At 69.8% G+C, this 26,260-nt stretch carries 14 protein-coding genes and 3 rRNA genes; 16 read left to right on the forward strand and 1 reads right to left on the reverse strand.

Annotated features, from left to right (window positions below):
- Positions 1-53: 53 nt before the first annotated feature.
- Positions 54-4,328: a multicopper oxidase domain-containing protein gene (locus AAEM63_RS05820; RefSeq protein WP_341360685.1), complete on the reverse strand. Its 4,275-nt coding sequence runs from the start codon at positions 4,326-4,328 to the stop codon at positions 54-56.
- Positions 4,329-4,746: 418 nt separating this feature from the next.
- Between AAEM63_RS05820 and argH the strand changes: the two genes are divergently transcribed.
- The 16 genes from argH (at position 4,747) to AAEM63_RS05900 (ending at position 26,255) form a co-directional block, all read left to right on the forward strand.
- A complete protein-coding gene (argH, locus tag AAEM63_RS05825) occupies positions 4,747-6,243 on the forward strand; it encodes an argininosuccinate lyase (protein WP_341360686.1) in 1,497 nt (498 codons plus the stop codon).
- Positions 6,240-6,890: a DNA-3-methyladenine glycosylase gene (locus AAEM63_RS05830; RefSeq protein ID WP_341360687.1), complete on the forward strand. Its 651-nt coding sequence runs from the start codon at positions 6,240-6,242 to the stop codon at positions 6,888-6,890. Before argH ends, AAEM63_RS05830 begins: the two co-directional genes overlap by 4 nt.
- Positions 6,891-7,022: 132 nt before the next feature.
- On the forward strand, positions 7,023-8,297 hold the full coding sequence (tyrS, locus tag AAEM63_RS05835; protein ID WP_341360688.1) for a tyrosine--tRNA ligase: 1,275 nt from the start codon (positions 7,023-7,025) through the stop codon (positions 8,295-8,297).
- Positions 8,298-9,143: 846 nt separating this feature from the next.
- A 16S ribosomal RNA gene (locus AAEM63_RS05840) occupies positions 9,144-10,667 on the forward strand.
- 322 nt (positions 10,668-10,989) lie between these two features.
- Positions 10,990-14,104, forward strand: a 23S ribosomal RNA gene (locus AAEM63_RS05845).
- Positions 14,105-14,253: 149 nt separating this feature from the next.
- Positions 14,254-14,370: ribosomal RNA gene (gene rrf, locus AAEM63_RS05850) — 5S ribosomal RNA — on the forward strand.
- The 16S, 23S and 5S rRNA genes sit together here, the layout of an rRNA operon.
- A gap of 1,462 nt (positions 14,371-15,832) precedes the next feature.
- Positions 15,833-16,711: a hypothetical protein gene (locus tag AAEM63_RS05855; protein ID WP_341360689.1), complete on the forward strand. Its 879-nt coding sequence runs from the start codon at positions 15,833-15,835 to the stop codon at positions 16,709-16,711.
- Entirely contained in the window at positions 16,711-17,784 is a 1,074-nt protein-coding gene (locus AAEM63_RS05860) for an HAD hydrolase-like protein (RefSeq protein ID WP_341360690.1), read from the forward strand. Before AAEM63_RS05855 ends, AAEM63_RS05860 begins: the two co-directional genes overlap by 1 nt.
- A 38-nt stretch (positions 17,785-17,822) precedes the next feature.
- Positions 17,823-17,984, forward strand: a complete 162-nt coding sequence (locus AAEM63_RS05865; RefSeq protein ID WP_341360691.1) for a hypothetical protein — start codon at positions 17,823-17,825, stop codon at positions 17,982-17,984.
- A gap of 1 nt (position 17,985) precedes the next feature.
- A complete protein-coding gene (locus tag AAEM63_RS05870) occupies positions 17,986-18,915 on the forward strand; it encodes a TlyA family RNA methyltransferase (protein WP_341360692.1) in 930 nt (309 codons plus the stop codon).
- A complete protein-coding gene (locus AAEM63_RS05875) occupies positions 18,912-19,751 on the forward strand; it encodes an NAD kinase (protein WP_341360693.1) in 840 nt (279 codons plus the stop codon). The genes AAEM63_RS05870 and AAEM63_RS05875 overlap by 4 nt, the downstream gene beginning before the upstream one ends.
- Positions 19,748-21,469 (forward strand): DNA repair protein RecN, encoded by a 1,722-nt coding sequence (recN, locus tag AAEM63_RS05880; RefSeq protein ID WP_341360694.1) that lies wholly within the window; start codon positions 19,748-19,750, stop codon positions 21,467-21,469. The genes AAEM63_RS05875 and recN overlap by 4 nt, the downstream gene beginning before the upstream one ends.
- A gap of 4 nt (positions 21,470-21,473) precedes the next feature.
- A complete protein-coding gene (steA, locus tag AAEM63_RS05885; RefSeq protein ID WP_341360695.1) occupies positions 21,474-22,676 on the forward strand; it encodes a putative cytokinetic ring protein SteA in 1,203 nt (400 codons plus the stop codon).
- 20 nt (positions 22,677-22,696) lie between these two features.
- Positions 22,697-23,791, forward strand: a complete 1,095-nt coding sequence (locus tag AAEM63_RS05890) for a copper transporter (protein ID WP_341360696.1) — start codon at positions 22,697-22,699, stop codon at positions 23,789-23,791.
- Complete coding sequence (locus AAEM63_RS05895) at positions 23,788-24,657, forward strand: hypothetical protein (RefSeq protein ID WP_341360697.1); 870 nt, start codon at positions 23,788-23,790, stop codon at positions 24,655-24,657. Before AAEM63_RS05890 ends, AAEM63_RS05895 begins: the two co-directional genes overlap by 4 nt.
- Positions 24,654-26,255, forward strand: coding sequence for a lipid II flippase MurJ (locus AAEM63_RS05900; protein WP_341360698.1), 1,602 nt, complete (start codon positions 24,654-24,656; stop codon positions 26,253-26,255). The genes AAEM63_RS05895 and AAEM63_RS05900 overlap by 4 nt, the downstream gene beginning before the upstream one ends.
- The last annotated feature ends 5 nt before the right edge of the window (positions 26,256-26,260 follow it).

Genomic DNA, 26,260 nt, shown 5'->3' on the forward strand with positions numbered 1-26,260 from the left:
GGGGTGCACCCGGCCCGGCAAACCCTGCGGCGCCGGGCCGGGTGGATCGGTTGCTAGGGCAGCGGGAGGGTGTTGGACCAACCCGACTGGGTCGTGTCACTGAAGGCGTGGACCCGGTAGAGGTACGCCACACCCGACGTGACTGTCTGGGTGAAGGTGGTGGTGTTCGGCCCCACCGTGGCGTTGACGACGTTGGTGCCGTCGCTGTTGGTGCGCTGGATGAGGAACCCGGTCTCGTTGTCAGAGTTGTCCATCCAGCTGAGGTTCACCGTGGAGGTCTTCTTGTTCTTCACGGTGAGCGTCCCGGTGAGGTTGGTCGGCGTCAAGACAGGGTCGCCCACGGTCTGGGGGGTGTTCCTGCTGTCGACCGTGATCGTCGGGAAGCCTGCCCCCGGGGCGAGGTTGTTGAACGCCGGGTTCGAGTAGTCCCACGTGTCCCCGACCGTGTTGATCGCGTACACCTGGTACTCGTAGTTGTCCCTCGTGTTGCCGATGGGGTCGACGTACTCGGCAAGGCCGGTCTCGGCGCCGGTCGGTGTGGTGCCGTCCGGCAGGGCCGTGATGTTCACCCTGCCCTCGGTCTGGACCATCGCGACCTCGGTCCACGGTCCGGTCGAGCCTTCGAGACGCCGCTCGATCACGAAGGCGGTCTCGTTCTTCGAGTTGTCCGTCCAGCTGACGAGGTACTGCTGGTTACGGCCGGAGCCGGACCGGACGGCACCGATGTAGGTCGGTTCTGCCGGGTTCACCGCCACGGCCTGGGTGCGCATCATGTCCATCTCCTCATGGCTGAGGATGTGGCAGTGGAGCACGTACTCCCACCCGAAGTTCACGAAGTGGTTGAGCACGTCGATCGGCTCGCCGTCGGGGTTGAAGGCCATGAGCGGAAGCCCCATCGCCTCCTGCTGCGTGGTGTTGGCGATGTATGCACCAGCCGGCATCGACGGGTCGAGCAGGCGGACGCTGTTGGGCAGACCACCGGCCCACTCCCCATCCGTCGGGATCGGCGGGATGATCGGCCGCACGACCACGATCGTGTCCTCAAGCGGGCTGATGCGGACCGTGTCCTTCCAGCCGAGCTCGGTCGCCTCGGGCTTGCGGACGATACCGTCCCAGCCGACACGGTTGAGCAGCTGGACGTCGTAGAGGTGGAAGTGGATGGGGTGGGTGTCCACGCCGTTGTGGGTGAACTTCCAGATCTGGGTGCCGTCGTCCGCCTGGGCGATCGGGGTGGCCTCCATGCCCGGGGGAAGCTCGATGCCGTCGAGGACCTCGGTGGGCGGCATCACGAAGCCGTACAGGATCATGTTCTGCAGGCCCGCCTGGGCGTTCGGTGTCTCCACCCCCAGGAAGCCGCTCATGCGCCCGTACTCGTTCTCGAACGCCTCACCCATCTCGTCCTGGATCATCTTGGGCTTGAGGTTGATGGTGAGCCGCTCGGCCGCCGTGGAGGTGGTGAACGGAGCTCCCGGCGCGGTGGCCGCGTCCGGGTCGACGAGCCGGTTGAAGGTCAGCGAGGTGTCGTAGATCTGCACCGTCCCGTTGAGCGGGCCGCTCGTGGGGAAGCTGGTGCCGTAGGCGCTGTTGTACTCGCCCTGGCCGACGACGATCGGCTTCTGGCCGGACTCGAACACGCCGGACCCGTCGGCCTGGTGCGCGAACGCGGCCTGGAGCGTGGTCAGGTTGAACGCGGGAGCCGGTGCGGTGTCCGTGACCTTGATCTGCATGACGGTGCGGGTGTTCGGCCCGTACCCGGGCAGGGTCGACGAGGCGCCGCCGGAGTCGCGGTAGTCGCCGTTGCCGGTGTAGTAGTCGTAGCGCGGGTCACGCGCCGGGAAGGCGGCCGGGGCGTCGTTGTAGACGATCAGCGTCTGGCCCGCGTACTGCGACAGGTCGACGACGACGTCGAAGCGCTCGGCCGGGGCGACGAGCAGCGAGTGCTGGTCGACGTTGCCGGCGTTGAACACCGTGGGGTCGTTGACCCACGTGGTGGGGTGCGCCGGAACCACGGCCGGAGCGGGCAGGAAGCCGCCCTCGGTGCCCATGACGATCCAGTCCGGGCCCTCGGTGCCGGCGACCGGCGTCGGGAACACGGTCGGGTCATCGAGAGCCGCCGCGACCTCGTCAGGGTTGAGCGCGACCTCGGTGCAGGAGAAGCCGGTGCTCTCCGGGACGGGCGTGGTGGTGCCGTCGCAGACGGCGCCGTTGGCGTCGACGGCCTGGTAGAGCGAGAGGTTCATGAAGCGGTCGTTGGCCGCGTTGAGGATCCGCAGGCGGTAGGCCTTCGGCTCCAGCGTCTTGGTGGGGTAGGCCATCCCGTTGACCACCGGGGTGTCCATGAACGCCTCCATGCCCATGGAGTTGTACGGCGTGCTGGGCATGAGTGGCGGCTCGCACCACCCGGCCTCCGCGTCGCAGAGCGGGTCGTAGTACGGGTTGTCGATCGGCGGGTAGTCCACGTTGTTCGTGGGCGGCCAGAACCAAGGGCCGTAGGCCCAGCGGCCGTAGGCGTTGACGCCTGACGGGTCACCGGGGTTCTGCGCCGGCGAGTAGACGTGCGGCAGCCAGAGGCTGCCCTCGCCGCCCCAGCGGGCGGTGTCCCACGTCTCGTCCTGGAGGGCGAGCTGGTCAGCGTTGGGCACGAACGTCTTGTCCTGGAACACGAGCGGGATGGTGTCGGCCGCGCCGGGGATGGTCCCGGCGTCGACGAGCGCCTGCTCGGTGGCGTCCTGGATGATGTACGGCGCGGCCTCGCCGGCGTACACGTTGAGGCGCGTGATGCCCCACGAGTGGTCGTGGTAGAACATCAGCCGCGCGCTCTGGGCGTTGGTGTAGTAGAGCGTCTGGACGCCGTCCTTCGGGTCGTCGACGTTCGCCATGTCGGGCACGTTCTGCACGCTCACGCCCTCCGGGAACGGGGTGTCCTCGTTGGCCGGGGTGATCCACTGGTGCGGCGTGCCGTCGGAGATCCACGGGGTGATGCCGCCGTGCAGGTGGGCGATGGACCGGTTCTCGGAGTAGCACAGCCCGTCCACCACGAGCTGGTTCTTCGTCATCGCGACGCCGTCGATGAACATGCGGTTGCCGTCCATGTCGAACATGCCGTCGTCGCACATGGGCCTCTGCGGATCCACCATGCCCGGCATGGCCTCCATCATCGCGTGGCCTTCGGGCGTCATGCCCGCGCCCATGACGGTGGGGTCCACCGGGAGGAAGAGGTTGCCGGCTTCGCCTGTGGGAAGCAGGTTGCGGAACGTGATCCGGACCGGTGTGTCCTTCTGCGCCACGATGGCCGGGCCGAGGTAGCTCGGCTCGGTGACGCCGAAGTATCCGTTACCGAGGTCGTAGTGAGCGCTGTCCACGGGGACATTTGTCGGCGTCTCGAGCTGCACATAGCCGCGCAACTTGGTCGCCGGGAGGTCGGCGTGCATCTTCTGGCTGTACTCGACCAGGGCGATCTCGTAGTAGTCCGCCGCCGGGACACCATCCCCGGCGGGGAAGGACGTCGTATCGGCGACGGCCGTAGGGATCGTGGGGAGCTCATCGACGAACTTCCTGATGCCGCCGGTGATCGTGACCTGGTCCGGGCCCGCCATGCTCGCGGCGAAGGAGTACGTCCGAGCCTGCGAGGTGAACAGCGGGTAGGGAGCCGTTCCCAGAGTGATCGTGGAGTCCTGCGCGGGCAGGGCCCCGGACGGGTAGTAGATGCTGTCGGTGCCGGAACCGCCGGTGTAGGGGATGCCTCGGCCGTAGTGGGCGATCCGGTCACCTGCGAGGACCGGGAGGTTGGCGACGCCGTAGGTCGCCACGCCGGTCGTGGTGGGCGTGGTGAGCACGCCGCTGTCGAACACGACCGAGTACTCGTTCGGGTTCGCCGTCGGTCGAAGCACGTAGGCGTGGAAGGAGAGGTTCTCCGAACCGGCCTGCACGTAGCTCTGGAACCCGTTGAGGAAGCCGGTGGACAGCACCCCGGGGCTCATGACGAGGACGTTCGACGCGCCGTCGCTGGCGGTCGGTCGCTGCACCACGTCGTTGCCGACCAGGACGTCCGCGCCAGGAGCGGTCGTGAGTTCCGGCAGCGGGCTGTTGGCGTAGTTCGGGTGGCTGAAGTAGCGGGGCGCATCGCCGGGAAGGGCGGCAGCGGCAGCCGCCATGTCCACCATGAGCGGGTTGAGCGCACCCTCCTGGAGGGCGCGGGCGGCCGCAGCGTCGCGGTCCGCCTGGTCGATCTTCTTGTCGATCTTCTCCTGGACGTTGGCGGCCTTCTCCTCGTACCGCTTCGCGTCGTCCTTGGCTGCCGCAGGGGCAGCGGAGCGGGCAGCGTTCACACCGGCTGCGGCGACGGTCGTCGCCTGGCTTGGTGGACTGGCTGCCGAGACTGTCCCTACCCCGAGGGGTAAGAGGGCGATGGCCACGAGGGCGGCCATGACTGACCGATGCTTCATTGCAATCTCCTGCCGAGTCGGGATTTTCCCCCCCCACTCGGACGCGGCGGCCTTCCCCCAAGTCGTCGAGCCGTGAGGTCCAAGATCCAGGACATTCGTCGACGGCGGGAAGGGACCTAAGTCCTAGGATTTACCTCTCGAAATGCTTTAAGGAGCCTTAGTGGAACAATTGGTAGTCGCCCGAAAGGCCCGAAACGGAAATATCTCCTCACCCGGTCGGTGGGCAGTCCTGATCTTGGTGAAGGGGCACCGTCACGGACGACATGTGCGACCCGACGCCCCGGCACGGCAAGATCGCCCCATGGACAACTCCGCCCCGCCCACGAGCGACGACCTGCCTGCAGCCGAGGAGCACCTCAGCCTGTGGGGCGGCCGCTTCGCCGGGGGACCCGCCGACGCCCTCGCAGCCCTGAGCCGCTCCACCCACTTCGACTGGCGGCTCGCCCGCTACGACCTTGCCGGGTCGCGAGCCCACGCGCGCGTGCTGCACACGGCCGGGCTCCTCTCCGAGAACGACCTGGCGGCCATGATCGACGCGATCGACCGCCTCGACCGCGACGTCGCGGCCGGCTCCTTCACTCCGGGCCCGGACGACGAGGACGTCCACACCGCGCTCGAGCGAGGTCTCATCGAGCGGGCGGGGACCGAGCTGGGCGGACGGCTCCGCGCCGGACGGTCCCGCAACGACCAGATCGCCACGCTCGTGCGGCTCTACCTGCGCGACAGCGCCCGGGAGCTTGCCGGCGGTGTCCTCGACGTCGTCGACGCCCTGATCGACCAGGCCGCCGCGCACCCGGACGCCGTCATGCCGGGGCGCACGCACCTCCAGCACGCCCAGCCGGTTCTGCTGGCCCACCACCTCCTCGCCCACGCCTGGCCGCTCATGCGCGACGTCCAGCGGTGGCTCGACTGGGATGCGCGTGCCGCCGTCTCCCCGTACGGCTCGGGCGCCCTGGCGGGTTCCTCCCTCGGCCTCGACCCCGACGCCGTCGCCGCGGAGCTCGGTTTCGACTCCTCGGTGGAGAACTCCATCGACGGCACCGCCTCGCGCGACGTGGTCGCCGAGTTCGCCTTCGTCGTCGCCATGACCGGGGTCGACCTCTCCCGCCTGAGCGAGGAGATCGTGCTCTGGGCGACGAAGGAGTTCGGCTTCGTCCGTCTCGACGACGCCTACTCCACCGGCTCGAGCATCATGCCGCAGAAGAAGAACCCCGACGTCGCCGAGCTCGCGCGCGGGAAGTCCGGTCGTCTCATCGGCGACCTCACCGGTCTGCTCGCCACCCTCAAGGGCCTGCCGCTGGCCTACAACCGTGATCTCCAGGAGGACAAGGAGCCGGTCTTCGACGGCGTCGACACCCTTGAGCTGCTCCTCCCGGCGGTGGCCGGGATGGTCGCCACCCTCCGGTTCGACACGGCGAGGATGGCGGAGCTCGCGCCGCAGGGCTTCTCCCTGGCCACCGACGTCGCCGAGTGGCTCGTGCGCACCGGCGTGCCCTTCCGCACGGCGCACGAGGTCGCCGGCGCCTGCGTGCGCGAGTGCGAGGAGCAGGGCAAGGAGCTGTGGGACCTCACCGACGACGAGCTCACGGCCATCAGCGAGCACCTCACGACCGGCGTGCGGGACGTCCTCACCGTCGAGGGGTCGATCTCCTCGCGCGACGGGCACGGCGGGACCGCGCCGGTGCGGGTGGTCGAGCAGCTGGCCCGGGCGGCGGCACTGTCGGCCGACCTTCGGCGCTGGGCCGGTGGGGACGTGCCCGAGGTTTCGGAGCGCCCGGGGGAACCGGCGGGCGAGTGACGCACGAGCCGGTGACGCCGTGGACGGACCTCCTGGCGCGTCCCGCAGTCGAGGCCGCCCCGCTGCTCCTCGGGGCGGTCCTCACGGTCCGCGGGCTTCCGGGGGAGGAGAGCAGCACGGGCGAGGAGGTCGCCGTCCGGCTCACCGAGGTCGAGGCATACTCCGGTGAGGTGGACCCGGGGTCGCACGCCTACCGGGGACTCACCAGCCGGACCGCACCGATGTTCGCGGCGGGCGGGCGGCTCTACGTCTACTTCACCTACGGCATGCACTGGTGCGCCAACCTCGTCTGCGGCCCCGAGGGGACGGCGTCCGCCGTCCTCCTGCGAGGGGGTGAGGTCGTGTCGGGGCACGACGTGGCCCGGTCACGGCGGCCCGCCGCGCGCAGCGACCGCGACCTCGCCCGCGGTCCCGCGCGTCTCGCCCAGGCGCTCGGGCTCACCGGTGCGGACAGCGGGCTCCTGCTGCGACCCGGGGGCCGGGCGGAGCTCCGTCCCGATCCTGCGGCCGCGGACCTGGTCCGCTCGGGCCCCAGGGTGGGCGTGGCCGGGCCGGGTGGGGACGGGGAACAGTTCCCCTGGCGCTTCCATCTCGCGAACGAGCCGACGGTCTCCGTCTACCGACCGGCGGTGCCGCGCCGCCGGTGACGCCTCCGGGTCGTCCGGGCGGCGCGGTCCCCCCGCCGGGCCCGCCCGTGGGCCGGTGCGCGACCGGGCGGCCGGGCACGGCACACTGGTGCCCCGTGCCCGGAGCAGGGCCGGAAGACGAAAGGCAGGAACGTGACCGACATCCTCGACGAGCTCCAGTGGCGGGGCCTGCTGGCCCAGTCCACCGACATCGCCACCCTCCGGGCGGCGATGGCCGAGGGTCCGATCACCTACTACTGCGGCTTCGACCCCACAGCGGCGAGCCTGCACCACGGTCACCTGGTCCAGCTCGTCGTCATGCGCCACCTCCAGCTCGCGGGTCACAACCCGATCGCCCTCGTGGGCGGGGCCACGGGCATGATCGGCGACCCCCGCATGTCGGGCGAGCGCGTCCTCAACGACAAGGACACCATCGCCGGCTGGACCGACCGGCTGCGTGGGCAGATCTCGACCTTCCTCGACTTCGACGGTCCCCACGCGGCGCAGATGGTCAACAACCTCGACTGGACCGGCCAGCTGACGGCGATCGACTTCCTGCGGGACATCGGCAAGTACTTCCGGCTCGGGACGATGCTCGCCAAGGACACCGTCGCCAGGCGGCTGGCCAGCGAGGAGGGCATCTCCTTCACCGAGTTCAGCTACCAGATCCTGCAGGGCATGGACTTCCTCGAGCTCTACCGCCGCCACGGCTGCACCCTGCAGACCGGCGGCAACGACCAGTGGGGCAACCTCCTCGCCGGCGTCGACCTCATCCACAAGGCCGAGGGGGGGAGCGTGCACGTCCTCACCACCCCGCTCATCACGAAGTCCGACGGCACCAAGTTCGGCAAGTCCGAGGGCGGGGCGATCTGGCTCGACGGGGAGATGTTCAGCCCGTACGCCTTCTACCAGTTCTGGCTCAACACCGACGACGCCGACGTGGTCCGCTACCTCAAGGTCTTCACGTTCCGGACGCGGGAGCAGATCGAGGAGCTGGCCGAGGCGGTGGCCACGCGCCCGCAGGCCCGAGAGGCCCAGCGCGTCCTCGCGGAGGACGTCACGACCCTGGTCCACGGCGCCGACGCGACCGACCGGGTCCGTCGAGCGTCCCAGGCACTGTTCGGGCGGGACGACCTGCGCGAGCTCGACGCCGTCACGTTGCGCGACGCGGTCGCGGAGCTGCCGACGGGGGAGGCGGTGGTCGGCGAGGCGACCATGGTCGACCTCCTGCTCGCCACGGGGCTCGAGGGCGGACGCTCGGCTGCGCGACGGACCATCGCGAGCGGAGGGGCGTACCTGAACAACGAGAAGATCGAGGACGAGGACCAGGTCCTCGCGACCGGTGACGTCCTCGACGGCGGGTACGTGCTCCTCCGCAAGGGACGACGCAACCTCGCGGTCGTGGCCGCTGTCGGGCTGTCGAACTGACGAAGGCTCAGCCGGCGGGGCACCGCTCTACGGGCGCGGTCCATCGCGTAGGGGAGGCGCCACACCGGCTCCGGCCCCGCAGGGGAGCGCCTCGGCCCCCTACCCCCTCGCGGCAATCGGACGACGGCGAACGGGTGAGGCGGGGGAGCGCAAGGCGCCGCGCCACCAATGTCCTGTGGGTCAGGTCTCAGCCGTCAGCAGCGGAGGCTCACCGGCGCCTGCGACGCGCGTCCGCAACAAAACCGCAGGTCAGAGCGTTGTGCACGGTGCAGTCGGGCGTCAGCCGTACGGAGTTGACCTGCCCCGCGAGGGGACGTAGTGTTCTTCTTGCTGCGCCGGACGGGGAGCACGGACAAGCGGTTCGAGAGAGCTGCAGGCCGGTCCCGAGGCGCGAGAACCTGAGTCGATCGAGCCGGCTAGCTGCCGGTCCTCGGACGACCCAGGGGCCAGCGAGGCGGATCGTCCCGCTCGATCGCGAGAGATTGCGGCGAGTTTGACGAGGTCGGCCGAGATGGTTAAGATTGAGAGGTTGCCCCAGTTCGGGTCCGGGGGTTGTTTCGGGTCTGGGTGGTGTGTGTCTGTTTCTTGAGAACTCAACAGTGTGCCAAGTTTTTGATGCCATTTGATTCTGGGTGTCGTGGCTGGTCTTCTGCTTTTGTGGTGGGGGGTTGGTTGTGGTGTCTGGGGTCTTTGTTTTGTTTTGGTTATCGCGCCTGGTCCTGGCCCCTGGTTGGGTCTGGGTGTGTGTAGTCATGGGTTTGCCCTTGGCCTGCTTTGGTGGGTTGGGGGTGTGCTCTTCGTATGGTTTGTCGGCCGCGCTTTTGGGTGTGGTTTGGCGAGTGTTTTTTAACGGAGAGTTTGATCCTGGCTCAGGACGAACGCTGGCGGCGTGCTTAACACATGCAAGTCGAACGATGATGCCAGCTTGCTGGTGGATTAGTGGCGAACGGGTGAGTAACACGTGAGCAACCTGCCCCTGACTTCGGGATAACCGCGGGAAACCGTGGCTAATACCGGATATGACGCGCTATCGCATGGTGGTGTGTGGAAAGATTTATCGGTTGGGGATGGGCTCGCGGCCTATCAGCTTGTTGGTGGGGTGATGGCCTACCAAGGCGACGACGGGTAGCCGGCCTGAGAGGGTGACCGGCCACACTGGGACTGAGACACGGCCCAGACTCCTACGGGAGGCAGCAGTGGGGAATATTGCACAATGGGCGCAAGCCTGATGCAGCGACGCCGCGTGAGGGATGACGGCCTTCGGGTTGTAAACCTCTTTCAGTAGGGAAGAAGGCCTTCGGGTTGACGGTACCTGCAGAAGAAGCGCCGGCTAACTACGTGCCAGCAGCCGCGGTAATACGTAGGGCGCAAGCGTTGTCCGGAATTATTGGGCGTAAAGAGCTCGTAGGCGGTTTGTCGCGTCTGCTGTGAAAACGCGAGGCTTAACCTCGCGCCTGCAGTGGGTACGGGCAGACTAGAGTGCGGTAGGGGAGACTGGAATTCCTGGTGTAGCGGTGGAATGCGCAGATATCAGGAGGAACACCGGTGGCGAAGGCGGGTCTCTGGGCCGTTACTGACGCTGAGGAGCGAAAGCATGGGGAGCGAACAGGATTAGATACCCTGGTAGTCCATGCCGTAAACGTTGGGCACTAGGTGTGGGACCCATTCCACGGGTTCCGTGCCGCAGCTAACGCATTAAGTGCCCCGCCTGGGGAGTACGGCCGCAAGGCTAAAACTCAAAGGAATTGACGGGGGCCCGCACAAGCGGCGGAGCATGCGGATTAATTCGATGCAACGCGAAGAACCTTACCAAGGCTTGACATACACCGGAAACATCCAGAGATGGGTGCCCCGCAAGGTCGGTGTACAGGTGGTGCATGGTTGTCGTCAGCTCGTGTCGTGAGATGTTGGGTTAAGTCCCGCAACGAGCGCAACCCTTGTCCTGTGTTGCCAGCGGGTTATGCCGGGGACTCATGGGAGACTGCCGGGGTCAACTCGGAGGAAGGTGGGGATGACGTCAAATCATCATGCCCCTTATGTCTTGGGCTTCACGCATGCTACAATGGCCGGTACAAAGGGTTGCGATGCCGCGAGGTGGAGCGAATCCCAAAAAGCCGGTCTCAGTTCGGATTGGGGTCTGCAACTCGACCCCATGAAGTCGGAGTCGCTAGTAATCGCAGATCAGCAACGCTGCGGTGAATACGTTCTCGGGCCTTGTACACACCGCCCGTCACGTCACGAAAGTCGGTAACACCCGAAGCCGGTGGCCCAACCTCTTGTAGGGGGGAGCCGTCGAAGGTGGGACTGGCGATTGGGACGAAGTCGTAACAAGGTAGCCGTACCGGAAGGTGCGGCTGGATCACCTCCTTTCTAAGGAGCTTCACAGCGCATCCGCGTCCCCCCTTGGGGGTCGGGGTGTTTGTGGCTGCTGTCGGTGGCGAGTGTTCACCGGGCAGTTCGCTCATGGGTGGAACGTCAAGGGCTTGTGCATGCTGTTGGGTCCTGAGGGAACAGGCCTGCCGGCCCCGTGCTCTGGTCGCCCCGTTGGGGTGGCTGGGTGGGGGTGGGTGTGGTGGCTGGCCTTCTGGTGACCATTCCTGGCCCGGTCCCCCTGGTGATGTTGGGGGTTCGGACAGGTGTTGGTGCGTTGTTTGAGAACTGTACAGTGGACGCGAGCATCTTTGATCTTTTGTGGCAAGTTTTTAAGAGCATTCGGTGGATGCCTTGGCACCAGGAGCCGAAGAAGGACGTTGTAGCCTGCGATAAGCCTCGGGGAGCTGGCAAACGAGCTGTGATCCGAGGGTGTCCGAATGGGGAAACCCGGCCAGAGTCATGTCTGGTTACCCGCGCCTGAATATATAGGGCGTGTGGGGGGAACGTGGGGAAGTGAAACATCTCAGTACCCACAGGAAGAGATATTCCGTGAGTAGTGGCGAGCGAAAGCGGATGAGGCTAAACCGGGGGTGTGTGATAGCCGGCGGGCGTTGCACCTTCGGGGTCGTGGGACCTGCTTACCGTCTCTGCCGGGGCGGTGTGGAGTGAGAAAGTCGTGGTGTAGTCGAACGGTCTGGGAAGGCCGGGCGTAGTGGGTGAGACCCCCGTAGACGAAACATCACGGCCTCCTTGCAGGTATCCCGAGTAGCACGGGGCCCGTGAAATCCCGTGTGAATCTGCCAAGACCACTTGGTAAGCCTAAATACTACCTGGTGACCGATAGCGGACTAGTACCGTGAGGGAAAGGTGAAAAGTACCCCGGGAGGGGAGTGAAATAGTACCTGAAACCGGATGCTTACAATCCGTCGGAGCCTCCATGGTTGGGGTGACGGCGTGCCTTTTGAAGAATGAGCCTGCGAGTTAGTGGCATGTGGCGAGGTTAACCCGTGTGGGGAAGCCGTAGCGAAAGCGAGTCCGAATAGGGCGTCTTTAGTCGCGTGCTCTAGACCCGAAGCGGAGTGATCTACCCATGGGCAGGTTGAAGCGCGGGTAAGACCGCGTGGAGGACCGAACCCACTTAGGTTGAAAACTGAGGGGATGACCTGTGGGTAGGGGTGAAAGGCCAATCAAACTCCGTGATAGCTGGTTCTCCCCGAAATGCATTTAGGTGCAGCGTCATGTGTTTCTTGCCGGAGGTAGAGCTACTGGATGGCCGATGGGCCCTACAAGGTTACTGACGTCAACCAAACTCCGAATGCCGGTAAGTGAGAGCATGGCAGTGAGACTGCGGGGGATAAGCTTCGTAGTCGAGAGGGAAACAGCCCAGACCACCAGCTAAGGCCCCCAAGCGTGTGCTAAGTGGGAAAGGATGTGGAGTTGCACAGACAACCAGGAGGTTGGCTTAGAAGCAGCCACCCTTGAAAGAGTGCGTAATAGCTCACTGGTCAAGTGATTCTGCGCCGACAATGTAGCGGGGCTCAAGCACACCGCCGAAGCTGTGGCATTCACGCATACCCCAGCACCCACTCGATGGGTGTTCAGGGGCGTGGATGGGTAGGGGAGCGTCGTGTGGGAGGTGAAGCTGCGGGGTGACCCAGTGGTGGATCCCACACGAGTGAGAATGCAGGCATGAGTAGCGAATGACGGGTGAGAAACCCGTCCGCCGAATGACCAAGGGTTCCAGGGCCAGGCTAATCCGCCCTGGGTAAGTCGGGACCTAAGGCGAGGCCGACAGGCGTAGTCGATGGACAACGGGTTGATATTCCCGTACCGGCGAAGGACCGACCATACCGAGCCCGGTGATGCTAACCACCCAAACTTGTCTCCTGGCCTTCGGGCCGGGGGGCGGGGGCGCGTGGGACCCGATCCGGTAGTAGGTAAGCGTGTTAACAGGGGTGACGCAGACAGGTAGCCACCGCGTGCTTAATGGCAATGCACGTCTAAGGATGCAGGGCGGGGTGCAGGCAAATCCGCACCCCACATAGCCTCAGATCCGATAGTGACCCCGTAGGGGGGAAGTAGGGTGATCCTATGCTGCCTAGAAAAGCCTCGACGCGAGGGACTAGCCGCCCGTACCCTAAACCGACTCAGGTGGTCAGGTAGAGTATACCAAGGCGATCGAGAGAATCGTGGTTAAGGAACTCGGCAAAATGCCCCCGTAACTTCGGGAGAAGGGGGGCCTGAGGGGTGAAGCCACTTGCTGGCTAGCCTTTGAGGGCCGCAGAGACCAGGGAGAAGCGACTGTTTACTAAAAACACAGGTCCGTGCGAAGTCGCAAGACGATGTATACGGACTGACGCCTGCCCGGTGCTGGAAGGTTAAGAGGACGGGTCAGCCGCAAGGCGAAGCTCAGAATTTAAGCCCCAGTAAACGGCGGTGGTAACTATAACCATCCTAAGGTAGCGAAATTCCTTGTCGGGTAAGTTCCGACCTGCACGAATGGCGTAACGACTTCTCCGCTGTCTCAACCGCGAACTCGGCGAAATTGCACTACGAGTAAAGATGCTCGTTACGCGCAGCAGGACGGAAAGACCCCGGGACCTTTACTATAGCTTGGTATTGGTGTTCGGTACGGCTTGTGTAGGATAGGTGGGAGACTGTGAAGCATTCACGCCAGTGAGTGTGGAGTCATCGTTGAAATACCACTCTGGTCGTACTGCACATCTAACCTCGGTCCGTGATCCGGACCAGGGACAGTGCCTGGTGGGTAGTTTAACTGGGGCGGTTGCCTCCTAAAATGTAACGGAGGCGCTCAAAGGTTCCCTCAGCCTGGTTGGCAATCAGGTGTCGAGTGCAAGTGCACAAGGGAGCTTGACTGTGAGACTGACAGGTCGAGCAGGGACGAAAGTCGGAACTAGTGATCCGGCGGTGGCTTGTGGAAGCGCCGTCGCTCAACGGATAAAAGGTACCCCGGGGATAACAGGCTGATCTTGCCCAAGAGTCCATATCGACGGCATGGTTTGGCACCTCGATGTCGGCTCGTCGCATCCTGGGGCTGGAGTAGGTCCCAAGGGTTGGGCTGTTCGCCCATTAAAGCGGTACGCGAGCTGGGTTTAGAACGTCGTGAGACAGTTCGGTCCCTATCCGCTGCGCGCGCAGGAAACTTGAGAAGGGCTGTCCCTAGTACGAGAGGACCGGGACGGACGAACCTCTGGTGTGCCAGTTGTTCCGCCAGGAGCACGGCTGGTTGGCTACGTTCGGGAGGGATAACCGCTGAAAGCATCTAAGCGGGAAGCCTGCTTCAAGATGAGGTTTCCACCAGGCTTGTCCTGGGAAGGCCCCCAGCAGACCACTGGGTTGATAGGCCGGATGTGGAAGCGAGGACTAACGACTCGTGAAGCTGACCGGTACTAATTGGCCGACAACTTGCCACAACACAAAGCATCCAAACGACTGCTTGCGTCCACTGTACGGTTCCCGGGTAACGCACCCCGCACCCCACACACCCCACCACCACCCCCACACCGGGTGGCCGGCGGAAACGAGGGGAACGCGGAAGGGGTTGCGCACAACTCGACAGAGTTACGGCGGTCATAGCGAGGGGGAAACGCCCGGTCCCATTCCGAACCCGGAAGCTAAGCCCCTCAGCGCCGATGGTACTGCACGGGAGACTGTGTGGGAGAGTAGGACACCGCCGAACACCCATTCCAAGGAGGCCGCAACTTTATGTTGCGGCCTTTTTGGCGTTTATGTAGGACAATGGCACACCAGGAATAGAGGCAATCATGGCGACTGAGGACAACGAGCGCGATAAGGGTTCGTCGCCGCGTCGCGGTGGCGGAAAGCGGCCGTATTCCGGTGGTCACCGGTCGGACGGTGTGGGCGGCAATGAGGCCGGCCGCGACTCCGGCAGGGGAAGGGCGAGCACCGGATCCTCCCGAGAGGGCGGTTATCAGGGTCGCCGTGAGGGCTCCGGCCCCCGTGAGGGCGGATTCCAGGACCGTCGCGAGGGTGGCTACCGCGGCACGCCTCCCCGTGAGGGCGGTTACCAGGGTCGCCGTGAGGGCTCTGCTCCGCGTGAGGGCGGTTATCAGGGTCGCCGTGAGGGCTCGGGTCCGCGTGAAGGCGGATACCAGGACCGTCGCGAGGGTGGCTACCGCGGCACAGCTCCCCGTGAAGGTGGTTACCAGGGTCGCCGTGAGGGCTCCGGCCCGCGTGAGGGCGGTTATCAGGGTCGCCGTGAGGGCTCCGGCCCGCGTGAGGGCGGTTATCAGGGTCGCCGTGAGGGCTCGGGCCCGCGTGAAGGCGGATACCAGGACCGTCGCGAGGGTGGCTACCGCGGCACAGCTCCCCGTGAAGGTGGTTACCAGGGTCGCCGTGAGGGCTCCGGCCCCCGTGAAGGTGGTTACCAGGGGCGCCGTGAGGGCTCTGGCCCCCGTGAAGGTGGTTACCAGGGGCGCCGTGAGGGCTCTGGCCCCCGTGAAGGTGGTTACCAGGGGCGCCGTGAGGGCTCTGGCCCCCGTGAAGGTGGTTACCAGGGTCGCCGTGAGGGCTCTGGCCCCCGTGAAGGTGGTTACCAGGGTCGCCGTGAGGGCTCTGGCCCCCGTGAAGGTGGTTACCAGGGGCGCCGTGAGGGCTCTGGCCCCCGTGAAGGTGGTTACCAGGGTCGCCGTGAGGGCTCTGGCCCGCGTGAGGGCGGTTACCAGGGTCGCCGTGAGGGCTCTGGCCCCCGTGAGGGCGGTTACCAGGGTCGCCGTGAGGGCTCTGGCCCCCGTGAAGGTGGTTACCAGGGTCGCCGTGACGGCTCCGGCCCCCGCGAGGGCGGATACCAGGACCGTCGCGAGGGCGGATACCAGGACCGTCGCGAGGGCGGCTACAGCGGCACGTCTCCGCGTGAGGGCGGTTACCAGGGGCGCCGTGACGGCTCCGGCCCGCGCGAGGGTGGTTACCAGGGGCGCCGTGACGGCTCCGGCCCGCGCGAGGGTGGTTACCAGGGGCGCCGTGACGGCTCCGGTGCCCGTCAGGGCGGTCACCACGGGCGCCCCGTCGGTGACCGACCTGACGGCCGTTCGTTCCGGGACGGTCCTCAGGACTCAGCGCGACGCGACCCGCGGCCGGACCGACCTGCGGAGCCCCACGTCCCGGACGACGTCATTCCGCAGATGCTGGACCGCACAGCACGCACCCGCCTGCGAACTCTCGGCAAGACCAATGCCGATCTGGTCGCCAGGCACCTCGTCATGGCCGGTCGTCTCCTCGACACCGATCCAGAGACCGCGTACGAGCACGCCCAGGCGGCGGCTCGTCGTGCCGGCCGTGTCGACATCGTGCGGGAGGGCGTCGCGGTGACCGCTTACGCCACGGCTCGCTACGCAGAGGCTCTGCGGGAGCTTCGGACCGTGCGAAGGCTTTCTGGGATCGACGCTCACCGGCCGATGGAAGCCGACTGCGAGCGAGGACTTGGGCGTCCGGAGCGGGCTCTGGCCATCGTCGCGGAGACGGATGTCAGCAAGCTGACCGAGGACGACCGTGTCGAGCTGGCGATCGTGGCGAGCGGCGCCCGTGCTGATCTCGGCGAGAACGAAGCGGCACTCATGGTGCTCGAGTCGGCGCTCGTCGAGCGGGTGGCGGACCCTGCCCTCCGAAGCCGTCTCGCGCTCGTGCGGGCGGAGCGCCTCGACGAGCTCGGCCGAACGGAGGAGGCGCAGGCTCTTCGTGCCGAGGTCGGTCCGGAGCCGATCGACGATGAGGAGATCGTGGTGCACGACCTCGCCGAGTCCGACGAGGACGAAACGCACACAGCCGACGAGGATGGCGAGTCAGCAGGCTCGGAGGCTGAGGCGGAGCTGGGACCCGAGCCTGAGCTGGAGGCTGAGCTTGAGCTTGAGCTTGAGCCTGAGCCTGAGCCTGAGGCCGAGGCCGAGGCCGAGGCTGAGCCCGAGCCGGCTGTGGCTGGTGTCGCAGAGAGTGACGACACGAGCGAGGACTTCGAGCAGGCGGCCCTCGACCTCGGGGCCGGGATCGACAAGGAGGAGCGCTGATGACCGAGTCCACGGGGCTGCTCGCGAGCGCGCGCGCTCTTGCCGAGGAGTACGACCTCGCCCTCATGGACCTCGACGGCGTCTGCTACCGCGGAGCCGAGCCGGTCGAGCACGCGGACGAGGGGGTGGCGTCCGCACGGGGCCTCGGCATGCGGATGCTCTTCGTCACCAACAATGCCAACCGGCCGCCCCAGACGGTCGCCGACCAGCTCAGCTCGCTCGGGATCCCGACCGAGCCGGTGGAGGTCATGACCTCCTCGCAGGCGGCAGCGGCGGTCCTCGCGCAGGACCTTCCCGCGGGCGCGCTCGTGCTCGCCGTCGGCGGGGCGGGGCTGCGCTCCGCCCTCCTTGAGGCGGGACTCCGTGTGACGGACACCGCAGCGGACGAGCCCGTGGCCGTCGCCCAGGGGTTCGCGCCCGAGGTCGGGTGGGCCCAGTTGACCGAGGCGGCCTACGCGATCGCGGCCGGTGCACGCTACGTGGCAACCAACCTCGACTCGACCCTGCCCACGGAGCGGGGTTTCGCCGTGGGCAACGGCTCCCTCGTGGCAGCGGTCGTCAACGCGACCGGGGTGACGCCGCTCTCCGCCGGCAAGCCGGAGGCCGAGATCTTCCACCAGGCGGTGGCGCGGGCCGGCGGGACGCGCCCCCTCGCCGTCGGTGACCGGCTCAACACCGACCTGGCCGGGGCGCGCGCGGCGGGCATCCCCGGACTCCACGTCCTGACGGGGGTGAGCGACGCCCGCGCGGTGGTCCTCGCCGAGCCCCACGAGCGGCCGAGCTTCCTCGCCGTCGACCTTCGCGGCCTCGCCGAGCCCCACCCGGCACCGCACCGCGACCCGCAGGGGTGGTGGCGGTGCGGCGCGGCCGCGGCCCGGGTCGCCGGCTCCGAGCCGCACCTCGAGCTGCGGGTGGGCGACCGGACGCTGGACCTGGACTCCGACGCCGAGCCGGTGACGGTCTCCCTCGACGCCTGGCGCTGCCTCACCGCGGCAGCCTGGGACGCTGCGGACGACGGCACGGTACTCACACCCGAGCGGGTGCCCGTGCTGGAGGTCGTCTCGCCGCGATAGCCTGACCGGTGCCCGCACGACCCGGAGAGGAGACGACGATGGACGTGACCCCCGCCGACCTCCCCGCGGCGCGTCCGGCTGCCGCCGACCCTCTCGAGAGGCTGGGCGAGATCGACGAGCTCCCCCTGGCGGACCAGGTCGCCGTCTTCGACGCCATCCACTCGCACCTCTCGGCGCGGCTGAGAAGCGCCGAGAGCTGACGTGGCGCGCCGCGTACGCATCGACGCCGAGCTGGTCCGACGAGGTCTGGCCCGTTCGCGCCAGCACGCCGCCGAGCTCCTCGCGGCCGGTCACGTCCGGCTCGACGGCGAGGTCGTCACCAAGCCCGCCCGGCAGGTCGATCCTGCCCAGGCCCTGCTCGTCGACGTGCCTGACGCCCAGGACTACGTCTCGCGCGGTGCCCACAAGCTGGCCGGCGCCCTCGACGCGCTCGGGGCCGACGCGCCGGTGGTCGACGGTCGTCGGTGTCTCGACGCCGGGGCCTCCACCGGCGGGTTCACCGACGTGCTGCTGCGCCGCGGGGCCGCCCACGTCGTCGCCGTCGACGTCGGCTACGGCCAGCTGGCGTGGTCCCTGCAGACCGACGAGCGCGTGAGCGTGCTGGACCGCACCAACGTGCGGACCCTCACGCCGGAGGCTGTCGCGCCGGCGCCGCAGCTCGTGGTGGGCGACATGTCGTTCATCTCGCTCACCCTCGTCCTGCCTGCCCTCGCGAGGGCGGCCGCCCCGGACGCGGACTTCCTCCTCATGGTCAAACCGCAGTTCGAGGTGGGCAAGGACCGGCTCGGCTCGGGCGGGGTGGTGCGCGACCCCGCGCTCCACGTGGAGTCGGTCCTCACCGTCGCGGCCGCCGCGGCCGAGGTCGGACTCGACACGTGGGCCGTGGTCCCCAGCCCGCTGCCCGGTCCGTCCGGCAACGTCGAGTACTTTCTGGCGATGCGCCGCGACCACCCCCGGGCCCTGAGCGGGCAGGCCCTGGCCGACGCCGCGGCCGAGGCGGTCCGCACCGGGCCGGCCGGAGACGGTGAAACCACACCGGCCGGAGCCGTGCGGACCACACCGGCCGGAGCCGGTGGGACCACGCCGACGGACCCGCTCGTCATCCGCACCCCGGAGCAGGAGAAGCCATGAGCCGCCGCATCCTCGTCGTGTGCCACGAGGGGCGCCACGACGCCGTCCGCGCGGCGGACCGCGTCAGCGACGACCTGCGCGAGCACGGGATCGAGACCGTCCGCAACGGCAGCGCCGAGGGGGTCGAGCTCGTCGTCGTCCTGGGCGGCGACGGCACGATCCTGCGGGCGGCCGAGGAGGCGCGCAACCACGACGTCCCCGTCCTCGGGGTGAACCTGGGCCACGTCGGGTTCCTCGCCGAGGCCGAGCCCGAGGCGCTGCCCGAGGTGGTCGCGCGCATCGTCGCGCGCGACTACTCGGTCGAGGAGCGGATGACGCTCGACGTCCAGGTCACGACCCCGGACGGGCGGGTCCAGCGCAGCTGGGCCCTCAACGAGGCCGCGGTGGAGAAGGGGGAGCGGGCCCGCATGGTCGTGGCCACGATCGGGGTGGACGGCCGGGGGCTGTCCTCCTTCGGCTGCGACGCCATCATCCTGGCCACCCCCACCGGCTCGACCGCCTACGCCTTCTCGGGCGGGGGACCGGTGGTCTGGCCCGACGTCGAGGCGCTGCTGCTGGTCCCCATCGCCGCCCACGCGCTGTTCACCCGCCCGATGGTCGTGGGGCCGAGCTCGGTCCTCGAGGTCGAGATCCTCCCCTACGAGGAGACTCACGCCGTCGTCTGGTGCGACGGCCGGCGTCTCCTCGACGCCCCCTCGGGCTCGCGCATCGAGGTCCGCCGCGGCGAGCGACCCGTCCGCCTCGCGCGCCTCACCGAGGCTCCGTTCTCGGGCCGGCTCGTCGCCAAGTTCAACCTGCCGGTCAAGGGGTGGCGCAACCTGCGGGAGGTGCCGTGATCGAGCAGGTCCGCATCGAGAACCTCGGGGTGATCGCCTCCGCGGAGCTCGACCTCGCGCCCACCTTCACCGTCATCACCGGCGAGACCGGGGCGGGCAAGACCATGGTCCTCACCAGCCTCGACCTGCTGCTCGGCGGCCGCGCCGACCCCGCGCTCGTGCGCACCGGCACCGACCGCGCCGTCGTCGAGGGCACCTTCACCGTCCCCCCCGACGGCGTCGCCGCCGGCCGGGCCGAGGAGGCGGGCGCGGAGCTCGACGACGGCGCCCTCATCGTCGCCCGCACGGTGCCGGCGGGCGGCAGGTCCCGGGCCCACCTCGGCGGCCGGACCGTGCCCCAGGGCGTCCTGGCCGAGATCGGTGAGCAGCTCGTCACCGTCCACGGGCAGTCGCAGCAGCTGCGCCTGCGCGCCCCGGCACAGCAGCGCGCCGCGCTCGACGCGTTCGGCGGCGCGGACCACGCTGCCCTTCTCGACACCTACCGCCGGGCCTGGGCCGACCTCGTGGCGGTCCGCGCCGAGCTCGCCGAGTGGGAGCGCTCGGCCGGCGTCCGCGAGGAGGAGATCGCGCGCCTGCGCGCCGGGCTCGACCAGGTCGACGCCCTGGCCCCCCTGCCCGGGGAGGATGTCGCACTGCGCGAGGAGGCCCAGCGGCTCGGCAACGTCGAGGAGCTGCGCGCGGCGACCGGACGGGCCCACCAGGCGCTCACGGGGGCCGACGACCTCGCCCCCGGCGGGGTCGACGCCGCAGCCCTGCTCGAGGAGGCCCGGCGCAGCCTCGAGCACGGCGCCGCCGACGACCCGGCCCTGGGCGAGTGGGCCGCCCGCCTGGCCGAGGCCGCCTACCTCGTCTCCGACGTCGCCACCGAGCTCGCGTCCTACCTCACCTCCCTCGACGCCGACCCCGCCCGGCTCGCCGTCGTCCACGAGCGGCGCGCCGCCCTGGCCGAGGCGACCCGGCTGCACGGTCCCGACGTCGACGCGCTCCTGGCGTGGGCGGACCGGGCCCGGGAGCGGCTCGCCTACCTCGACGGCCCCGAGGACACCGGTGAGCGGCTGCGCGAGCGCCTCGCGGGGGCGGAGCGCGCCACGGCGGCGGCGTCCGCCGCGCTGAGCGAGTCCCGGCGCGCCGTGGCGGAGGACCTCGCCCGGTCGGTGGACGCCGAGCTCGCGGGCCTGGCGATGAAGGGCGCCCACCTCACCGCGCGGCTCACCGCCCTGCCCGAGCCCGGTCCGCACGGCGGTGAGGACGTCGAGCTGCTGCTCGCCGCCCACCCCGGCGCCCCCGCGCGGCCCCTGGGACAGGGGGCCTCCGGCGGTGAGCTCTCCCGCGTCATGCTGGCCATCGAGGTCGCGCTGGCCACCGCCGCGCCCGCCGCGGACGCCACCGACCCGCGGACCTTCGTCTTCGACGAGGTCGACGCCGGGGTGGGTGGCCGGGCCGCCGTCGAGGTCGGCCGGCGGCTGGCCCTGCTGGCCCGCAGCTCCCAGGTGGTGGTCGTCACCCACCTGGCGCAGGTCGCCGCGTTCGCCGACCGCCACCTCGTGGTGAGCAAGGACACAGCCGGCGCCGCCGTGGTCACGGCCACCGACGTCAGCAGGGTCGAAGGCCCCGATCGGGTGCGGGAGCTGGCCAGGATGCTCTCGGGCCAGGAGGACTCCGAGACCGCCCTGCGGCACGCCGCTGAGCTTCTGGAGCGGGCGACCGTGGCACCATGAGCCGGTGAGTCCACACTTCCGACGTCGCCGCCAGCAGGCCGACACCGGCCCGGGAACGACCGGGCCGGCGCGCGTGGACGCCCGCACGAAGAACCTGACCAAGCGTCTGCGTCCGGGCGAGATCGCCGTCATCGACCACGAGGACCTCGACCGGGTCTCGGCCGAGGCGCTCGTCGCGTGCCGGCCGGCCGCGGTGCTCAACGCCGCCCGCTCGACCTCCGGCCGCTACCCCAACCTCGGACCGGGCATCCTCCTCGAGGCGGGCATCCCGCTGGTGGACGACCTCGGCTCGGCGGTCATGGCGGTCAAGGAGGGCCAGGTCCTCACCGTCGACGGCGGTGAGGTGCGCGCCGGGGACGTCCTCGTCGCCGAGGGCACGGCCCAGGACGCCGACACGGTCGAGGCGTCCCAGGCCCTGGCGCGCGAGGGGCTGTCGGTCCAGCTCGAGGCGTTCGCGACCAACACCATGGACTACGTCCGCAAGGAGCGCGACCTGCTCCTGGACGGGGTGGGCGTGCCGGTCGTGCGCACCCGGTTCGAGGGACGGCACGTCCTCATCGTCGTGCGGGGCTACCACTACAAGGAAGATCTGGCGATGCTGCGGCCGTACATCCGCGAGTACCGCCCCCTCCTCATCGGGGTCGACGGCGGCGCTGACGCGCTCATCGAGGCCGGCCACACCCCGGACATGATCGTCGGTGACATGGACTCGGTCTCGGACCGGGCGCTGCGGTCCGGCGCCGAGATCGTCGTCCACGCCTACCGGGACGGCCGGGCCCCGGGGCAGCGACGCGTGGAGGACCTCGGTGTCGAGCACGTCGTGTTCCCCGCGACCGGCACCAGCGAGGACGTCGCCATGCTGCTCGCGGACGACTCCGGCGCCGAGCTCATCGTCGCCGTCGGCACCCACGACACCCTCATCGAGTTCCTCGACAAGGGCCGCTCCGGCATGGCCTCGACCTTCCTCACCCGGCTGCGGGTGGGCAGCAAGCTCATCGACGCCAAGGGGGTCTCGCAGCTGTACCGCACGCGGATCTCGTCCTGGCAGCTGGTGCTGCTGGCCGTCGTCGGCCTGCTCGCCCTGTTCGTCGCCCTCGCCGCCACCAACGTCGGCCAGACCATCTTCGGGCTGTCCGGGGCGTGGTTCGACGACCTGGTGAACTTCTTCCGGTCGCTCGTGGGCATCGCCCCGGAACCGACCACCTGACCCGCTGGAGACACGCTTCGATGATCGACTTCCGCTACCACATCGTCTCCCTCATCGCCGTGTTCCTGGCCCTCTCGGTCGGCATCGTCCTGGGGGCGGGTCCGCTGCGCGACTCCATCGGCGACACCCTCACGGGCCAGGTCCAGGACCTGCGCGAGGACCGCGACCAGCTGCGCGTCGCCCTGGAGACCGCCGACCGGGACGTCACCGAGCGGACGACCTACCTCGATGAGTCCGCGCCGGTCCTGCTCGAGGGCACCCTCACCGACCGGCGGGTCACGGTGGTGACGCTGCCCGGGACCGTCACCGAGGACGTCGAGGAGCTCCGGGACCGCCTCGCGCGGGCCGGGGCCGAGGTGGTCGGTGAGGTCGCCGTCACCGAGGCGTGGACCGACGCCGACACGCTCTCCTTCCGCCAGACCTTCGCCGGTCAGCTGCTGGGCTACATGGACGACGCCCCGGCCGAGGACGCCGGCGCCGAGGCCATCTTCGGCGCCGCCCTCGCCCAGGCCCTGACCGGGACGGGCGAGGAGCTCTCCGAGGACGCCGCCACCCTGGTCGACCTCCTCACCTCCGCCGAGGAGCCGCTCATCACCCTCACCGAGGAGCCGGCCGGGCCCGCCCACGCCACCGTGCTGGTCGGGCCCCGGCCCGCCGAGCTGCCCACCGAGGAGGAGGATCCCGAGGTGGTCGAGGCCGCCGCCGAGACCCTCGCCGGGCACGTGCGCCTGGCCGAGGCGCTCGCGCAGGCGGCGCCGTCGGTCACCGTGGGTGCCGCCGTCTCGGACCGTGACCTCGTCACCGCCGTGCGCGAGGACGAGGCGGCCGCGGGTGCCGCGACCACCGTCGACTCCGTCGGGGAGGTCACCGCCGCCATCTCCGCGCCCCTGGCGCTCGCCGTGTCGATCTCCGGCGCGACCGACGCCTACGGGTTCGGGCTCGGGGCCGAGGCGCCCGTCCCGCCCCGGGTCGAGCTGCCGCTCCTCGTCCCCGACGTCACCCCGTCCGAGCCGTCGCAGGACGGCACCGCCGGGGCGGAGGAGACCACCGCCGGGGAGGAGACCACCGCCCCCGCGGAGGACGCCACGGCCGACGGGGAGGACGGGGCGGCGTGAGCCCGGCCCGGGACGTCCTCGCCCCCGCCGTGATCGGGGCCGGTGCCACCGCCGCGGCGGCAACCGTCCTGCGGTCCCGCCCACCCGGTGGGGCGGGGCGGTGGGAGCGGCGCAACTTCGCCGGCCGGGACGTGAGCCTCCTCGGCGGGGCCGCCGTCGGGGCCGGGGCCGTGGCGGGACCGCTCGCCGCCGCCCTGGTCACCCGCGAGCCCGCGGTCGCCCGGACCCTCGCCGCCGCCGCGCTCGCGGCCGGCGCCGGGGCGGGCATGGGCCTGCTCGACGACCTCGGCGAGGGACCCGCCGACGCGCCCCGGGCCAAGGGGCTGCGCGGGCACCTCGGGGCGCTCGCCCGCGGTCAGGTCACCACCGGGTCCCTGAAGATCGTCGGCATCGGCGCCGGGGCGCTCCTCGCCGCCGCCCTCGTCACGCCCGGGCGTGGGACGGGCCGGCTGACCGGGACCCTCGCCGGCGCCGCCCTCGTCGCCGGCACCGCGAACCTGCACAACCTCTTCGACCTGCGTCCGGGCCGGTCCCTCAAGGTCGCCACCGCCGTGGCCGCGCCGCTGGTCCTCGCCGTCGCCCCCACCGCCGCGACCGGCGCCTGCGCGCTCGGCGTCGTCGGCGCCGCCCTGCCTGACGACCTGGCCGAGCGCACCATGCTCGGCGACACCGGCGCCAACGCCGTCGGCGCGCTCGTGGGCACCGCCCTGGCCGCCCACCCCTCCCGGCTCCTGCGCGGGAGCGCCCTGGCCGCGGTCGTGGCGCTGACGCTGGCGAGCGAGCGGGTGAGCTTCTCCGCGGTCATCGACGCCACGCCGGTGCTGCACCGGCTGGACGACCTGGGCCGCCGCGCCCCGCAGCGGTGAGACGCCTCCTCGGCGGCGCCCTCGGCGCGGCCGGCCTCATCTCGCTCATCACGCTCCTCTCCCGCGGGGTGGGCTTCGTCCGCTGGCTGGTGCAGTCCTGGACCCTGGGCTCCTCCGCCACCTCCCAGGCCTACGAGACCGCCAACACCGTGCCGAACGTCCTCTTCGAGGTCGCCGCCGGCGGCGCGCTCGCCGGGGCCGTCGTGCCCCTGCTCGCCGTCCCGCTCGCCCGGCGCCTGCGCGACGACGTCGACCGCACCGCCTCGGCCCTGCTGACGTGGACGCTCGTGGTGCTCGTGCCGCTGGCGCTCGTGCTGGCCGCGCTCGCCGGGCCGATCGCCGGCCTCTTCGACGCCGGCGACGCCGAGATCACCAGGCTCACGGCCACGATGCTGCGGATCTTCGCGCTCCAGGTGCCGCTGTACGGCGTCGGCGTCATCCTCTCGGGGGTCCTGCAGGCCCAGAAGCGCTTCTTCTGGCCGGCGTTCGCGCCCCTGCTGTCCTCCCTCGTCGTCATCGGCGCGTACCTGGCGTTCGGTGCGCTCGCCCAGGGGGCGCAGGACCGGCCCGGCGACCTGCCCGGCGCGGCCGTCGCGTGGCTCGCGTGGGGGACCACGGCCGGCGTGGCCGCCATGAGCCTGTCCCAGCTCGTCCCCGTCGTCCGCTCGGGGGTGCGGCTGCGCCCGCGCACCGGCTTCCCCGCCGGGGTGGCGCGGCGGGCCGTGACCCTGGCCGGGGCGGGGCTGGGGGCGCTCCTGGCCCAGCAGGTCAGCGTCGTCGTCGTCCTGTACCTCGCCACCACCGCGGGGGAGACGGGCACCATCACCGTCTACCGCTACGCCCAGGCGGTGTACTTCCTGCCCTACGCCGTCCTCGCGGTACCACTGGCCACGGCCGTCTTCCCGCGCCTGTCCGAGCGTGCCGGCACCGGGGACCGGACCGGTTTCGCCGCGCTGGCCGCCGGCTCCACCCGGCTCGTGCTCGCCGCCGGGCTGGTCGGGCTCGCGGTGCTCGTCGCCGTCGCGCCGGCCGCGACCGCCGTGTTCTCCGCCGCGGACGACATGCCCGGGATGACCGCCGCCATCACCTGGTTCGCCCCGGGCGTCGTGGGCTACGCCCTCGTCTTCCACCTCTCCCGGGCGCTGTACGCCCTCGACCGCGCCCGCGCCGCCGTGGTCGCCACGGCCGCCGGCTGGGCGGCCGTCTCGCTGGCGTCCTGGGTGGGGGTGCGCCTCCTCGTCCCCGACGGCGGCGACGGCCCGGCCACCCTCACGGTCCTGGCGGCCGCGTCGTCCGTGGGGATGACCCTCGCCGGGGTCCTGCTCCTCATCGCGCTGCGGCGCGCCGGCGGCGCGGGCGCGCTGGCGGGCACGGCGCGCACGGCCGTCGTCGCGGGCGTCGGGGCGGCCGCGGGTGCGGCGGGGGGACGACTCGTCGTCGACGCCCTGCTCGCGGGCGACGGCGGAGCGCTCGCCGGGGCCGGCGCCGCGGTCGTCGGCGCCGTGGTGGCGACCGCGGTGACCGCCGTCGCCGTCCTGGCCGGGGACCGTGGCACGGTGCGGGGGGCAGGTCTGGGTCGGTCCGGCGGCGCGGCGTAGCCCAC

Origin of the sequence: Georgenia sp. M64 (assembly GCF_038049925.1) — a bacterium.
In the GTDB taxonomy this organism is placed as follows: domain Bacteria; phylum Actinomycetota; class Actinomycetes; order Actinomycetales; family Actinomycetaceae; genus Georgenia.